The sequence below is a fragment of the Flavobacterium sp. ov086 genome (assembly GCF_900187965.1).
GTDB lineage: Bacteria > Bacteroidota > Bacteroidia > Flavobacteriales > Flavobacteriaceae > Flavobacterium.
In genome coordinates this window covers 82,017-96,940 of the sequence record NZ_FZNL01000023.1, presented here as the reverse complement: position 1 = coordinate 96,940, position 14,924 = coordinate 82,017, and the positions used below count along the sequence as shown (strand labels likewise).

Annotated in this window: 17 protein-coding genes; 4 read left to right on the top strand and 13 right to left on the bottom strand. The window is 32.8% G+C overall.

What is annotated here, in order from left to right; all coding sequences use genetic code 11:
• Nucleotides 1-190 precede the first annotated feature (190 nt).
• Nucleotides 191-1,384: an ADP-forming succinate--CoA ligase subunit beta gene (sucC, locus tag CHB81_RS21440; protein ID WP_089353895.1), complete on the top strand. Its 1,194-nt coding sequence runs from the start codon at nucleotides 191-193 to the stop codon at nucleotides 1,382-1,384.
• A 242-nt stretch (nucleotides 1,385-1,626) separates the two neighbouring features.
• Here sucC and CHB81_RS21435 read toward each other — a convergent pair whose 3' ends face one another.
• Nucleotides 1,627-2,412, bottom strand: coding sequence for a DUF5694 domain-containing protein (locus CHB81_RS21435; protein WP_089353879.1), 786 nt, complete (start codon nucleotides 2,410-2,412; stop codon nucleotides 1,627-1,629).
• 221 nt (nucleotides 2,413-2,633) lie between these two features.
• Between CHB81_RS21435 and CHB81_RS21430 the strand changes: the two genes are divergently transcribed.
• Nucleotides 2,634-3,674 carry a sensor histidine kinase gene (locus CHB81_RS21430; RefSeq protein WP_089353878.1) on the top strand — a complete coding sequence of 347 codons (1,041 nt, stop codon included), beginning with the start codon at nucleotides 2,634-2,636 and terminating at the stop codon, nucleotides 3,672-3,674.
• 1 nt (nucleotide 3,675) lies between these two features.
• Nucleotides 3,676-4,383, top strand: coding sequence for a LytTR family DNA-binding domain-containing protein (locus CHB81_RS21425; RefSeq protein ID WP_089353877.1), 708 nt, complete (start codon nucleotides 3,676-3,678; stop codon nucleotides 4,381-4,383).
• A gap of 8 nt (nucleotides 4,384-4,391) precedes the next feature.
• Here the strand turns inward: CHB81_RS21425 and CHB81_RS21420 are convergent, their stop codons facing one another.
• The 5 genes from CHB81_RS21420 to CHB81_RS21400 form a co-directional block, all read right to left on the bottom strand.
• A complete protein-coding gene (locus tag CHB81_RS21420; RefSeq protein WP_089353876.1) occupies nucleotides 4,392-4,799 on the bottom strand; it encodes a hypothetical protein in 408 nt (135 codons plus the stop codon).
• A gap of 207 nt (nucleotides 4,800-5,006) precedes the next feature.
• Nucleotides 5,007-5,471: a DUF1456 family protein gene (locus CHB81_RS21415; protein WP_089353875.1), complete on the bottom strand. Its 465-nt coding sequence runs from the start codon at nucleotides 5,469-5,471 to the stop codon at nucleotides 5,007-5,009.
• A 170-nt stretch (nucleotides 5,472-5,641) separates the two neighbouring features.
• A complete protein-coding gene (locus CHB81_RS21410; RefSeq protein ID WP_089353874.1) occupies nucleotides 5,642-6,667 on the bottom strand; it encodes an aminotransferase class I/II-fold pyridoxal phosphate-dependent enzyme in 1,026 nt (341 codons plus the stop codon).
• Nucleotides 6,668-6,672: 5 nt separating this feature from the next.
• A complete protein-coding gene (locus CHB81_RS21405; RefSeq protein WP_089353873.1) occupies nucleotides 6,673-7,683 on the bottom strand; it encodes a dipeptide epimerase in 1,011 nt (336 codons plus the stop codon).
• Between the two features lie 19 nt (nucleotides 7,684-7,702).
• A complete protein-coding gene (locus CHB81_RS21400; protein ID WP_089353872.1) occupies nucleotides 7,703-8,506 on the bottom strand; it encodes an alpha/beta hydrolase in 804 nt (267 codons plus the stop codon).
• Between the two features lie 56 nt (nucleotides 8,507-8,562).
• On the opposite strand from CHB81_RS21400, the gene CHB81_RS21395 reads away from it, so the two are divergent.
• Nucleotides 8,563-8,964: an excinuclease ABC subunit B gene (locus tag CHB81_RS21395; RefSeq protein WP_089353871.1), complete on the top strand. Its 402-nt coding sequence runs from the start codon at nucleotides 8,563-8,565 to the stop codon at nucleotides 8,962-8,964.
• Here the strand turns inward: CHB81_RS21395 and uvrB are convergent.
• The 7 genes from uvrB to CHB81_RS21355 form a co-directional block, all read right to left on the bottom strand.
• Entirely contained in the window at nucleotides 8,961-10,952 is a 1,992-nt protein-coding gene (gene uvrB / locus CHB81_RS21390; RefSeq protein WP_089353870.1) for an excinuclease ABC subunit UvrB, read from the bottom strand. The genes CHB81_RS21395 and uvrB overlap by 4 nt on opposite strands.
• Nucleotides 10,953-11,123: 171 nt before the next feature.
• Nucleotides 11,124-12,068 (bottom strand): alpha/beta fold hydrolase, encoded by a 945-nt coding sequence (locus CHB81_RS21385; protein ID WP_089353869.1) that lies wholly within the window; start codon nucleotides 12,066-12,068, stop codon nucleotides 11,124-11,126.
• A 74-nt stretch (nucleotides 12,069-12,142) separates the two neighbouring features.
• Nucleotides 12,143-12,382, bottom strand: a complete 240-nt coding sequence (locus CHB81_RS21380; RefSeq protein WP_089353868.1) for a uroporphyrinogen decarboxylase — start codon at nucleotides 12,380-12,382, stop codon at nucleotides 12,143-12,145.
• A gap of 121 nt (nucleotides 12,383-12,503) precedes the next feature.
• Nucleotides 12,504-12,806: a type II toxin-antitoxin system RelE/ParE family toxin gene (locus CHB81_RS21375; protein WP_089353867.1), complete on the bottom strand. Its 303-nt coding sequence runs from the start codon at nucleotides 12,804-12,806 to the stop codon at nucleotides 12,504-12,506.
• Complete coding sequence (locus CHB81_RS21370; protein WP_089353866.1) at nucleotides 12,791-13,021, bottom strand: hypothetical protein; 231 nt, start codon at nucleotides 13,019-13,021, stop codon at nucleotides 12,791-12,793. The genes CHB81_RS21375 and CHB81_RS21370 overlap by 16 nt, the downstream gene beginning before the upstream one ends.
• A 57-nt stretch (nucleotides 13,022-13,078) precedes the next feature.
• Complete coding sequence (rlmF, locus tag CHB81_RS21365) at nucleotides 13,079-14,029, bottom strand: 23S rRNA (adenine(1618)-N(6))-methyltransferase RlmF (RefSeq protein WP_089353865.1); 951 nt, start codon at nucleotides 14,027-14,029, stop codon at nucleotides 13,079-13,081.
• Nucleotides 14,030-14,246: 217 nt separating this feature from the next.
• Nucleotides 14,247-14,909, bottom strand: a complete 663-nt coding sequence (locus CHB81_RS21355) for a thiamine diphosphokinase (protein ID WP_089353863.1) — start codon at nucleotides 14,907-14,909, stop codon at nucleotides 14,247-14,249.
• Nucleotides 14,910-14,924: the final 15 nt, after the last annotated feature.

Below are 14,924 nucleotides of genomic sequence, written 5' to 3'. Positions count from 1 at the left end.
TTTTAGTGGTTTTGAGTTAATATTAACAAATCGTTTTGTTAACCTTTTCTTCGCATTAAAAATCAATAAACGCTTTATGGATATCTCACTCGTTTTTTAATTGAAAAAGATTTTACTTTTAAGTTGAATTTTGCTACTTTTGTCGCACTTTTATTCTGAAATAAATTCAGAACCAGACAAATTCTATATTATGAACATACACGAATATCAAGGAAAAGAAATTTTAGCAAGTTACGGAGTACGCATTCAACGCGGAATTGTGGCTAATAATGCGGTTGAAGCTGTGGCTGCTGCAAAACAATTAACTGCCGAAACTGGTACAGGATGGCATGTGATAAAAGCACAAATTCACGCAGGTGGACGTGGAAAAGGTGGTGGAGTGAAGTTGGCTAAAAACTTGCAACAAGTTGAAGAAATTGCTGAACAAATCATCGGAATGCAATTGATTACTCCTCAAACTTCTGCTGAGGGTAAAAAAGTAAACAAAATTTTGGTTGCCGAAGATGTTTACTATCCTGGTGAAAGCGAAACTTCTGAATTTTATGTTTCTGTTTTATTGAATAGAGGTACAGGACGTAACATGATCATGTATTCTACTGAAGGTGGAATGGATATTGAAGAAGTTGCTGAGCATACTCCACACTTAATCTTCACTGAAGAAGTTGATCCTAATGTTGGATTACAAGGTTTTCAAGCAAGAAGAATTGCCTTTAACTTAGGTCTTTCTGGAAATGCTTTTAAAGAAATGGTCAAATTCATCGATTCGTTATACAATGCTTACATTGGTTCTGATGCTTCTATGTTTGAAATCAACCCGGTTTTAAAAACATCTGATAACAAAATTTTAGCTGTTGATGCTAAAGTTAATATCGACGATAACGCTTTATACAGACAACCAAAATATGCTGAGATGAGAGATATCCGTGAGGAGAATCCAATCGAGGTTGAAGCTAAAGAAGTAGGTTTGAACTATGTAGATCTTGACGGTACTGTAGGATGTATGGTAAACGGAGCGGGTCTTGCAATGGCAACTATGGATTTAATTAAATATGCTGGTTTTGAGCCTGCTAACTTCTTAGACGTTGGTGGAACTGCTGATGCAAAACGTGTTGAAACTGCTTTCCGTATTATCTTAAAAGATCCAAACGTAAAAGCAATTTTGATCAATATTTTTGGTGGAATCGTTCGTTGTGACCGTGTGGCGCAAGGAGTTGTTGATGCTTACAAAAATATGGGTGATGCTATTAAAGTGCCAATTATCGTTCGTTTGCAAGGAACAAATGCTGAAATTGCAAAAGAATTAATTGACAATTCAGGTATGCCAATCTTATCAGCTGTTCAATTTCAAGAAGCTGCTGACCAAGTTAAAGCTGCATTATCTTAATAATACATATTGTAGAGAAGCACAGCAGTGCATCTTTTCATTAATATATAAAATCCCTCCGATCATCGGAGGGATTTTTTTTGAGCCTAATTTAACCGCAAAGGGCGCTAAGATTTTTTACTTATATGACTTTATACAAACGCAAAGTTCGCAAAGCTTTATCAATTACAGCTTTGCGAACTTTGCGTTTGTGAGCATAAACCAGGATAAAACCTTCGCGCCCTTTGCGGTTAAATTTTCTACTATTTCAAAACAGTCGCCAATTCTACAATTTCAAAGTCAGGATTATGTTCTACAAATTCTCTAATCATGGCTGTGTGTCCTGCTCCCAATAAAACCATTATTTTGTCATCTTTACTTTCTGTCAGTTTCTGAATCAAAGCATACATATAAAGGTTTCTTCGGTACCATTCTGAAACTAAATAAGCACCAACAAAATTATCTGTTTTTCCACCTTTAATCGCTGTTTGAAGATACCAGCTAATATCTTGTTTATTAACATCCAAAAGTAATTGGGTCAAAGAATACTTTGTAATTTTTGTATTGAAATCTGTTTCATAATGTTTCATTGTTTCTTCATTCTTCTTGATTAAATCAAACTGATTGGCTGCTTTCATTCCATTTACCAAACTATCATATGGAAAATCAGTATCATTATAATCAATTGCATATAACTTTTTATGACCTAATTTTTTAGCTGATCTTAATGCTATTTGTACTATTTCGTCTGAATCTTTCTTTAGTAAGCTATCTGTATTTTTATTGTAGAATTTGTCTAATTTATCCTGTTTCTGATAATTCCATTCTATGAAAATTTTATCAGGACCAAATTTTTTAATTTTATCAGTAATGTTTTCCAATTCTTTCTGACTCTTGTCTGACATAACATTAAAGGTGTTTACTTTAGCAACATCAAGTCCGGGATTTTCAAAATGGAAACTTCCAAATAATAATATTTGTTTCTTTTTTGTTTGAGCAGATGATAGATTAAATGTAATAAGCACTAGTAATAAAATAATTTTTTGCATGGTGATTTTGTGTTTAAATTCATTGCAAATGTACAGGCAGATTAGAAGCGTTTTTTCCGTTTTTGACAAAGACTATATTCCGTTTGACAAACACTTGAAATTCTTCATTCAAATTTTACGTGTAAAGTTTTTCATAGTTCATCATTAAAAAATGAAGTTTCATATAAATAGAGTATTCATGTAAAGTCATAGTTGTATTTTTGAAATAACAACAACATATTATGAAGCTAAAAATTCCCTTTTATTATCATATTCTTCTTTTCTTAGGATTGTTTTTTACCTTTTATCTCTGGGATATTGGCGTGAGTAATCGAAAATTAGATTCTGTTTTCAGTAGAATGTATTTCTTTTTTAATACAGGTTTTGTTCTGTCCATTTTTGTCGTTTATCTTTTAAATTTTTACACGTTTTGTGACTGGTTTTTAAATAAAAAAAGGATATTATTTTATTTTTTGAGTGTTCCTGTTTCATTATTAATTTTTGCAGGAGTACGTTATTTTTTGCAGGAAGTAGTTGTGTTTAAAATTACCGGAATTCATAACTATGGTGAGGAAACACGTAAAATTGGATATTATATTCGGGATAATTTTTTCTTCGGATTACCGTCTATAATTTTAAGTGCTTTGAGTTATTTATTCTGGCAATTTCAGAATGCTTATAAGCAAAATCAGGATTTGTTATTAGAAAATAAAAAAGCGCAACTTCAAATGCTTAAATCACAGGTAAGCCCGCATTTTTTATTTAATACTTTAAATTCGTTCTACAGTCAATTGATTTTGAAAGATGACGAAATGGCTTCAGATATTTTAGTATTGTCTGATTTATTGCGTTACGTGATCACAGAAACTGAGAAGGACGAAGCGATACTTTCTAAAGAAATTCAGTTTATAGAAAACTATATTCATTTACAGAAAAAAAGATTTGAAGATCAGCTTTATCTCGATTTTTCTGTTGAAGGAAATTATGCAGAAGAAAAGATTTTATCATCGGCATTAATTCATTTTATAGAAAATGTTTTCAAACATGGAAAATTGAATAATCCGGAGCAAAAAGCAGTTATTTCGATACATATAACAGAAGACTTTCTGGAAATTTCGACTTTTAATTATATTGCTAATGGCGAACATTATTCTTCAACCGGAATTGGATTTGAGAATTTAACTAAAAGATTGGAATATACCTATGAATCTAAATTTAAGCTTGAAAAAACAGCAGAAAATAATACCTTTAAAACGTATTTGAAAATTCCTTTAAATAAATAATATGAAGTTTAAGTGTATTATTGTTGATGATGAACCGCCAGCAACGCGAGTTTTAAAAAGCTATGTAGAGAAAGTATCTTTTCTCGAAGAAGTTGGAATTTTTAATGATTCATTAAAAGCTTTGGAATTTCTAAATTCGAATAAAGTAGATCTGATTTTTCTGGATATTCAGATGCCGCAATTAACAGGATTGCAACTTTCAAGAATTATTTCTAAAGATGTAAAAGTCATTTTTACAACGGCTTATCCTGATTTTGCATTAGAAGGTTTTGAATTGAATGCGATTGATTATTTGCTAAAACCAATTTCGTTCGAACGTTTTTATCAGGCAGTTTCTAAATTAAAATCTGAACCCAGAGCAGAGATTTCATCAAATGATAATTCGTCTGATTTTATATTCGTTAAAACAGATGGTAAAAATAAGTTCCAGAAGTTGTTTTTGGATGAGATTTTATATGTCGAAAGTCTTCAGAATTACGTTTGTATTCATACTTTAAAACAGCAGATTATTACGCATTCTTCTCTAAAAAATGTAATAGAATCATTGCCTGAAAAAGATTTTATCCAAATTCATAAATCGTATGTAATTGCATTAAAACAAATTGAATCAACAGATAGTTTTTTAGTTTTTATAAATGCAAAAGAACTACCAATTGGAGCAACTTTTAAAGATGCCTTTTTTGAAAGAATTGATCAGAATAAAATCTAGATAAAGATTTATATTTTTACTAATTCGAGATTTAATTCCGCTTCATCAATTTTGAAATAAGCCTTATTGTTTTCAACTCTTACAGCAATTGACATAATTGTATAATGATCTTTGTCTGTACCAATTTTAAATTTTTTGTCTCTTTCGTCAAAAAGCCATTTTTCATTATTTAAACTTGAAATTAACATATTTATTACCCTGTTTTTTTCTTTAGACGTAACAATAAAATCACGGTTTTCTCTAAATGAAAATATTGCATTTTTGAAAGATCTTGCCATTTCTAACATATTTTTATCAGTAGATTTTATAGTAGAATTTTCTACTTTCCAGCTTCCAATAATTTGGTCTTTTATGTGATTTTGACTTTTAGCATTTATTGATAAAAAGAAAAGAGTGATAAAAAGTAGTTGCTTCATAATAGATTTGGTCTGATTTAAATTTGGATTTTTTTGGAATTCATTTTAACTGTAAAGAACGCAATTTTTTTATTTATTAAGGTTTTATACAAACGCAAAGTTCGCAAAGCTTTATCATTATAGCTTTGCGAACTTTCTGTTTTCTAAGCGCAATCTAAGGAAAAAACCTTAGCGTACTTTGCGGTAAAACTTTTGCAGTGCGGTAAATTATTTTTTATTTTTCCCGTTTTTGTAAACTACTTTTTCTACAACAGATGTTTTTCCATTTCCTTTAGGGAATTCTTTCTTTTTAGGTTTTCCAGCTGCCGGACCAGATTTAGAAGGTGCTTTATCACCTCTTCCTCTTTCAGAATCTTTAGCGCTTGCTTTGAATTCAGGTCTTTCTTTGGTATTGTCTTTTTTAGGAATTTCAGCTTTATGCTTAGCCAAAACATCATTCGGGTTTTTAGGATTTTCTTTCGTTCCTCTTAAATGAATTACTAATCCGTTTAAGAAATTACGCAAAACCTGATCACCGCATTCCATGTAATTTTCATGATCTTCGGCTCTAAAAAAAGCTCCCAATTCTGATTTTGTAATTCTAAAATCTACTAATTCTAAAATTTCAACTATTTGGTCGTCACGGAGCATCAAAGCCACGCGAAGTTTTTTTAGGATATCGTTGTTCGTCATCGTTTAATTTTTTACAAAGGTACGTTTTAAAACTAATTTGAATACAATTTATTGAACTGGCGGAAGTTTTTTTGCCACGAATTTCACGAATTTTCACTAATTGCGTTGGGTTTAAAATTTAATTCGTGAAAATTCGTGAAATTCGTGGCTAACTTTTTTCACTTCTTATCTCAACTATGATCGTTTAAAACACTTATTAGCTTATCTAAATCTTCTTTGATATGATTAGCAGTAATTACAATTCGGTTTAGATTTTCTGCGTGTTCTTGATATTTAAAACTGGCAATAATGATTTTATTTGCTTTCAATATTTCGATAAGATTCCCATCTTTTAAATAAATTAAAGGATACGTTTTGTTGAATTTGACAGCATCGTTTTTAGTTAATATCGTATCAATATAATTTAGATTCTCGAGCAGTTTTTGATGTTGTGTTTTATAAATATCGGTAGCATCAGCCAATGTTTGCACGAAAGCGGGATTCATTCCGGCAGCAGATACAAAAGTGCTTAAATGATGCATTTGATTGATAAAAGAAGCGTCACTTGCAATTACTCCACCAGTTAAACCAAAAGCCTTTCCCAAAGAAGAAACCATAATTTTTCTCTTTATAGGAAGATTGATTTCCGAATAAATTCCGCAGCCATTATTGCCTAAAATTCCAAGAGAATGAGATTCATCAATGACTAAAGTGATTTCTTTATGATTTGGAATTTCCTTCAATATTGATAAATCAATTGCCTGAGTTTGAAAACCAGTAACCGCATCGGTCAAAATGGTAATTTTCTCAATTTTAGAATCTAATAATCGTGGGTTTATTTTATCGTTTATAAATACAGGTAAACTATTGTCTACTTGAATAGCAGGATGATTGTCTGGAAAATGAAAGAACAAATCTGTTTGTTTTTTCAATTGCTCAATTACCAATTTTCCAGCCAGCATTCCGGAGGAAACGGTAACGGTACTTTCTGCTTTTGTGTATTTGGATAAAAAAGTTTCGCCATTTTCAAAAGCAGTAAGTTTTATATTAGCACTTCTGGAACTTCCGTAAGTCGTTCCCCAAGTCTGAATATTTTTGATAACCAATTCCTGAAAAGCCTTATTTGTTGGTAATCCTAAATAAGCCGTTCCGCCAAAATACAGATACTGTTCCTGGTCGATTTCAATAATTCTATCCGGAAATTGATTAACATTCATAAGGTTTAGATTAAAGTAACTCCAGTTCCATTAAGTTCAGAATAATGGATAACACCATTTTTGATCGTTACACCGGTTGCAATATCTTGCGCCAAAAGCAATGCGCCATCCATATCAACATAATCCAATTGAGGGAGTAAATGCGCAATTGCAGAAATCCCAACTGTTGATTCTGTCATACAGCCAACCATGGTTTTCAGACCTAGTTTTTTGGCTTCTTCAATCATCCGTTTTCCCGGAGTTAGTCCGCCGCATTTTACCAGTTTTACGTTTACACCATGAAAATGATTGTGACATTTTGCAACATCTTCTTCAATAATGCAGCTTTCGTCTGCAATTATGGGTAAAACCGAATGTTTGAAAACTTCTTTGTGTGCTTCCCAGTTATCAGCTTTCATGGGTTGTTCCAGAAATTCAACGCCTAATTTTTTTAATTCAATGGCATTATTTATCGTTTCATCAACGCCCCAGCCACAATTAGCATCAATTCTAAAAATGGCATCGGTATGTTTTCTCAGTTCTTTTACGATTTCGATATCTTCTTTGGTTCCAAGTTTTATTTTATAAATAGGCCAGGGAAGTTCCTGCATTTTCGAAACCATTTTAGCTATAGAAGCAATTCCAATCGTATAATCTGTAAGCGGATTTTTTTCTGTAGTATAACCCCAAAGGTCATATAGTTTCTTGCCTTTTTTACGAGCATACAAATCATTATAAGCCAAATCTAAAGCGCATAAAGCAAACATATCATCTTTTAAATATGGATGCATTTTTGCCCAAAATTCATCAGGAGTTTCATTTTCTGTAGCTTCAATAATGCTTCGGATTTCTTCTAAATCTTCCATCATCATCGGAACCGTAGTTTTGTAATACGGATTTGAAGTTGCTTCTCCAAACCCTGAAAAACCATCACTTTTAAGCTCAACAATTAAGGAAGGCTGAAAATCAATCGATTCTCTCGAAATAGTAAAAGTATGTTTTAGTTTTAGATTGTATTCTCTTAAAATAAGTTCCATAATAAATTCAATTTAATATTTAATAACCCAGCCAAAGCACTGCTTTTACAAAACCATCACGCCAAAGTTTTTCGTTATGTTCGCCACCTTTTACAATTTTAGACTTGGTAAGATGCAAACAATAACACCGTTTTGTATCTAATAAACGTTCCATTTTGGTCATGTCTTTTACCATATCATCACTTTCTTTATCTCCACATAAAAAATAAATTTTCGTTTTGATTTTAGGCGCTTGTTCTGTTAAGGTATATATGTCATTTGAAAACCAAAATGAAGGGGAAAAAGCTCCAACTTTCCCAAAAACATCCGGATATCTCAAAGCAGCATAATAAGAGACTAATCCGCCAAGCGAACTTCCCAGTACAGTCGTGTTTTTGGCTTTTGGTTTGGTTCTGTAGTTTTTATCGATATAAGGTTTTAATGTTTTTACAATAAAATCTACATAATCATCGGCTTTTCCACCGCCATATTTTTCGTTTTTATAAGGCGTTAATTCGTCTATGCGTTTGTCGTTTCCATGTTCAATTCCTACCACAATTACTTGTGCTTTCAGACTGTCCAGTTTTTCGTCGACGTTCCATTCGCCGACGTAGGAAGTTTTAGCATCAAATAAATTCTGAGCATCCTGCATATAAATGACGCTGTATTTCTTTTTGGCTGTAGCCGAATAATTTTCAGGAAGATAAATCCAGATTTTTTTGGTTGTGTTTAATTGAGGAGCTTCAATAGAAAAACTTGATACGTTTTTTGAAGCTGTACTTTGCTGTGCATTTCCAGCAAAAGTCACCCAAAGAAAAATAGAAAATAAGAATACTCGAATCATGAGTTCTTTTGCGTTTTAGATTTAAAAACAATAATTTAGCTAAAAATAATAAATTGATGAATACCGAAACAGAAAAGAGAAGTTTACTTTTAGAAATGATTGCTTTTTCTACCGTTGACGGCAAACTGCATAAAAGAGAATATGATTTTTTGTGGCTTGTTGCGCAGGAATTGAATATAGAATTGTCTGTTTTTAAAGATTTATTCCATCAGGAAAATGAGTTTGTAATTATAAAATCAGAATTTCAGCGTATTCAGCAATTTTACAGATTGGCTTTGATTATGCATTGCGATGGTGTTTTGCATGAAAAAGAAGCAACAGCAATTCAACAAATTGCAATTGAAATGGGATTAAATCCTGGTGCTGTAAAACGTGTTTTAAATTTAATGAAAAAAGCTCCAAACGCAATGATTGACCCTAAAGTTTTATTGAAAGTTTTTCAGGAACAGCACAATTAAGGTAATTGTTCCTGAAGTTTTTTAATATCGTCACGTAATTTTGCAGCTTGTAAAAAGTCTAATTCTTTCGCCGCTTTTTCCATTGATTTACGTTTCTCGCGAATCATTTTTTCTAAATCACCTTTTGATAAATAAGCAGTTTCCGGTTCGGCAGCTATTGCTAAAGTATGTCCTAGTTCATATTCTACCAACGGATTTTTAGTAAATGCACTATCGATTTTTTTGTTTAAAGCTTGTGGCGTAATACCGTTTTCTACGTTGTAATTAATTTGTTTTGTTCTTCTATAAGTAGTTTCGTCGATTGTTTTTTGCATACTCGCCGTAATTTTATCGGCATACATAATCGCTTTCCCGTTTAGGTTTCTTGCCGCACGACCAATAGTTTGAGTCAAAGATCTATGACTACGAAGAAAACCTTCTTTATCGGCATCCAGAATCGCAACAAGCGAAACTTCTGGTAAATCAAGACCTTCACGAAGTAAGTTTACTCCAATTAAAACATCAAAAATACCTTTTCGTAAATCCTGCATGATTTCGATACGTTCCAGTGTATCAACATCAGAGTGAATGTATCGACAACGAATATTTACTTTAGTTAAATATTTGGCTAATTCTTCGGCCATTCTTTTGGTTAAAGTTGTAACCAAAACTCTTTCGTCTAATTCACAACGCACCTGAATTTCCTCAATCAAATCATCAATTTGATTCAAACTTGGTCTGATTTCTATAATTGGGTCTAATAATCCTGTTGGACGAATTACCTGCTCGACATAAATACCATCTGTTTTTTGCAATTCATAATCGGCAGGAGTTGCAGATACATAAATCACCTGATTTTGCATGGCTTCGAATTCTTCAAATTTTAAAGGTCTGTTGTCCATTGCAGCCGGTAAACGGAAACCATATTCTACCAGATTTTCTTTTCGGCTGCGATCGCCTCCATACATGGCGTGAACTTGCGAAATCGTAACGTGACTTTCGTCAACTACCATTAAATAATCATCAGGAAAGTAGTCTAACAAACAGAATGGTCTTGTGCCGGCTTCTCGTCCGTCAAGATATCTTGAATAGTTTTCGATTCCGGAGCAATATCCTAATTCGCGAATCATTTCTAAGTCAAAATTGGTTCGTTCTTCCAAACGTTTTGCTTCAAGATGTTTTCCTATTTCTTTAAAATAATCGACTTGTTTCACCAAATCCTGTTGAATTTCCCAGATAGCACCTTGTAGAACATCCGGAGAAGTCACAAACATATTGGCAGGATAAATAGTCAGTCTTTTAAATTTCTCAATAACCTGAGAAGTCTTTGCGTCAAAGGATTCTATTTCTTCGATTTCATCTCCAAAAAAGTGAATTCTAAAAGCATCGTCGGCATAACTTGGATAAACTTCGACGGTATCGCCTTTTATTCTGAAGGTTCCGGGCGTAAAATCGGCTTCAGTTCTGGCGTATAAACTTTGTACTAAACTGTGTAATAATTTTGTTCTGGAAATTACCTGATCTCTTGAAATTTCAATTACGTTTTTCTGAAATTCTACAGGGTTTCCAATACCATACAAACAAGAAACGGATGCGACAACCAAAATATCTCTTCGTCCTGAAAGAAGGGAAGAAGTGGTGCTTAAACGCATTTTTTCAAGCTCTTCGTTGATAGATAAATCTTTTTCGATAAAAACCCCTGTTACAGGCATAAAAGCTTCGGGCTGATAATAATCGTAGTAAGAAACGAAATATTCAACAGCATTATTCGGGAAAAATTGTTTGAATTCCGAATACAATTGTGCCGCCAAAGTTTTGTTGTGAGCCAAAACTAAAGTTGGTTTTTGAACTTCCTGAATGACATTGGCAACAGTAAATGTTTTCCCGGATCCGGTAACTCCTAATAATGTCTGATATTTTTCGCCGTCTACAATACCTTGCGAAAGTTTTTCAATAGCTTGCGGCTGATCACCTTTTGGACTATACTCTGAGGATACTTGGAAATTCATTTTTGACTGATGAAAAGATTAGTTTTGTAAAGATACAAAGTTTGAATTCTATAAAAAAGATAAAAAAGGGTTGCCACGAATTTCACGAATTTTCACTAATTGTATTGCGTTTAAAATTTAATTTGTGAGAATTCGTGAAATTCGCGGCAAAAATCACCGCTCTTATTTTACCTAATCTAGGAAATCAATCATTGCATCATTTACAATTTTTGATTGATCAATGGATAAAAAATGTCCTGCGTCTTTGATTATTTTTGTTTTACAATTTGGTAGATATTTTTGTGCACGCTCCAAACTATCGTCAGAATTAATAACATCATGATCTCCAATTAAAACCAAAACAGGATTGTTAATTGATTCCAGTTCTTTATCTGAAAAAGGAGTCATTTTAAGCATGCTTGAATTTGATTTTGCATATTTATTGGCGAGATAAAATTGCCTTCTATAAACAGGACTAATTTTTTCGGGATGTGTAGAAAATGTTACTAATGTTTTTACGAATTTCTTTTCGCTTGGAAATAGTTTTAGCATTAATGCAGAGGATGATTTTCTTACTTTATCAATAAATTTAAAGGTTTGAGCAGGACTTAGTAAAACTACTTTGTTAATTGAGTTGGTTTTTTGAGTAGCCAATAAAGTCGCAATCCAGCCGCCGCGGGAAGCGGCCACAATATCAAATTTCTTTAATTTATAATGTGTAAAGATTTCGTTGTAGTAAATTACTATTTCGTCTGATGAAAGTGGTTTTGAAGTTAGTGTCGATTTGTTGGGTTCCATTATAAAATCAATAGCATAAATGCGATGATTTTTGGCTAAAGCTTTAATGTTTGGATACCACATTGTTGAGCTGGCGTCCATTCCGTGGAGTAGAACCAAGTCTTTTCCGTTTTGTGGACCTGCAATTATAATATGTGCCGTTCCGAAGCTGGTTTTTATATTTTCTTCGGAATAGGGAATATCCCAAAGTTTTAAAGCTTTGTCGTAAGAACTTAAATAAGTTTGTTTTTCGGATTTTGTTTTGAAAACGTAATCCTCAAATTTTGCTTTTTTAGATGAAGCACAACTCACAAGTATAAGAAACAGTAAAATCCTGATAAATATTTTTGGCGTACTCATGTAATTCAATTTACCTTAAAGGTACTGAGAATAATGCAGATAGAGTATCAGGATTTTGTTTTAAAATATCAGAATTACAATCTCTTAGGATCTTTTACGGTCAGATGATAGATTTGTACGATTGCTAAAATAGCATTTGGAATAATAACAGGTAAAAGCCATTGACTGAAATCTTCATAATCTTTTAAAAAGATACCGTAAAGCACAAAACAGATGCATCCAAAAAGGTTAATGAAACGTATTGTTCTGAGATCTTTCAACAGAAAACCTCCGACTATAAAAAATGATGCGAGGTAACCAATATAATCAGCCATAATTTATTAATTGCTTTTATAGTAAATTTACCAAAAATAATAATAAATAAATGATTTGATTCTGAAAATCAGTTGTTTGGCAAAGTTTGGATAAACTTCGAAGGTGTTTTATAAAGTAGAATTATAGTTTTTTAGGATTTCGACTTGTATGTCTAATTCTTAAAATATGAATTTCTTTAGATTTGACTTTATAAGATATTCTATAGCTGTAAATTTCGTAAGCGCGATAATCTCCGTTATTTGAAATTTTCATTTCATCTAATTCGTAAATTTCCCAATTGGTACTTAAAATGCTGACTGAATTATAAATAATATCAATTACTTTATTGGGAATGTTTTTGCTTTTAGTTTCTTTAAATAAATGGAAGTAAATTTTTTCAAGCTGATTTTGAGCAGTAATAGACCAAATTATTTCTTTTTCCATTGTTCTATTTTATCCTTAACATCATTATGACTATAAAAATTGCCGCTTTGAATATCTTCTTCAGCAACTTTTAGTTCTTCATTATATTGTTCTGAATAATTTTTAGGAGAAGGTTTTCGACTGTCCAAAATAGTTTTTAATGCTGATAAAAAGCTATCATCATCGATTTTTTCAATTTCAGAAATCAAAATATTTCTAAGTTCAAGAGTGTTCATATTCACTTAATTTGCACGAAGTTACAAAACAATAAATTAAAATATCGTTTAAGAATCTTAAAGTTTGAATGATTTTTGCTGACTTTCGCTCATAAAAGTCCAGGCTACAACACGGCTTGTTTTTTGACCTTGCGCCATATCGATTGTTTTGATGGATGCTGCATTTATTTTATTTAATGTTTTATAAATGCTTGACAAATTATCTCTTTTCGAAACCAATGTTGTGAACCATAAACATTGCATGGCAAATTTTGCACTTTCGTAGATCATTTGGGTTACAAAGCCAATTTCGCCACCATCGCACCATAATTCGGCATTGTGACCGCCAAAATTTAAAACCGGATTTAGTTTTTTCTTTTCTTTTGGATTTAAGTTAGAAACTTTACGAACAGTGCTTTGGTTTGCATCTTCGGCAGAAGAATGAAACGGAGGATTACACATCGTGAAGGTGAAACGATCTTCGGGCGTGATGATGTTTTTGAAAATAAAACGGGATTCGGTTTGTTGCTGCAAGCTTATAGCGTCAATCAATTTTGGATTGGCTTCGATTATTTTGCTGCAATTTTCAATTGCTTTTTCGTCAATATCGGTACCTACAAAACTCCAATCGTAAATTGCATTTCCTAAAATTGGATAAATACAATTTGCGCCTGTTCCTACATCCAAACCTAAAACTGCTGAACCTTGCGGAATAATTCCGTTGTTGGTTTCGGCTAGTAAATCGGCTAGATAGTGGATATAATCTGCTCGGCCGGGAATTGGCGGGCAAAGGTAATTTTGGGGAATATCCCAATTTTGAATATCGTAGTAGGTTTGTAATAATGCTTTGTTAAGTAGTTTTACCGAAATAGGATTACTGAAATCAATAGTTTCAATTCCGTGAACATTTACGGCAACTTGCGATTTTAATTCTGGACAATTTGCAATAAGAAGTTCGAAATCATATCGGGAACGATGAAGATTTCTAGGATGTAATATACTTTTTTCGGAATTGTCTATTTCTTTCATTTTTCTGAATTTCCGTGCAAAGATAGTCATTCCTTTTGGAGAAAGAGGTAATTATAAAAACGATCGCTCTAGCCCTGATGGGAACGGCATCCTTTTTCTGGCTCCTTTAGCCAGGAAAAGATATAGTGGACAGCAGGAAATAGCTCCTAAAAATTCCAAATTTTAAATTCCAATAATCCTTCTCCCGAAGCCTCGGGACGCTCAGGATGACAATTCGTTAATCCATACATTCCATTAGCAATAAATCTCCGTGAGTGTGTGTGATGGTAACAAGACCATCTTGTGCGACTGAATTGCTGCTGCCGGTTCTGTAGCCAATTGTCAAGGTGTCGTTTTGAAGTGGATATTCTAAATTGGTGGAATTAATACCGCTTACAACTCCTATTGGAATTAGGGAAATTGGTGTTTTTGCCGTATACCATTTCTCAAATTTATTAGGTAATAAAAATATTTTTGAGTGATCGTCGAGAATTACAATTTTTAGTAAATTACGGTAACGAACAATATTAGTTAGGTTTGTAATGGTATGATCGGCGCGTTTTCCGGTTGCCCAAACTACGTTTACAGCTGGAATTTTTCGTTCGATTAAATAATCGAAAGCTTTTTCCAGATCGGTTTTGTCTTGGTCTGGGGTGTGGACAATTTCTATAGGATATTGTGATGTTTTGTAAATTTCAGGATCAAAACCACGGTCGAAATCTCCTAAAAGTACATCGATCTTTATGTCTAATTCTATGACTCTTTCTATGGCGGAATCGAGTACAACTACCAATGGCGACCATTCTAACAATTGTCCTAATAACTCTGGATTACAGGCTGCTCCGTTGGCAATAATTAAGGCTGGTTCCTGGTCGTCGCGTACGATATGGTGTGAAGACATTTGATGCTTGATTTG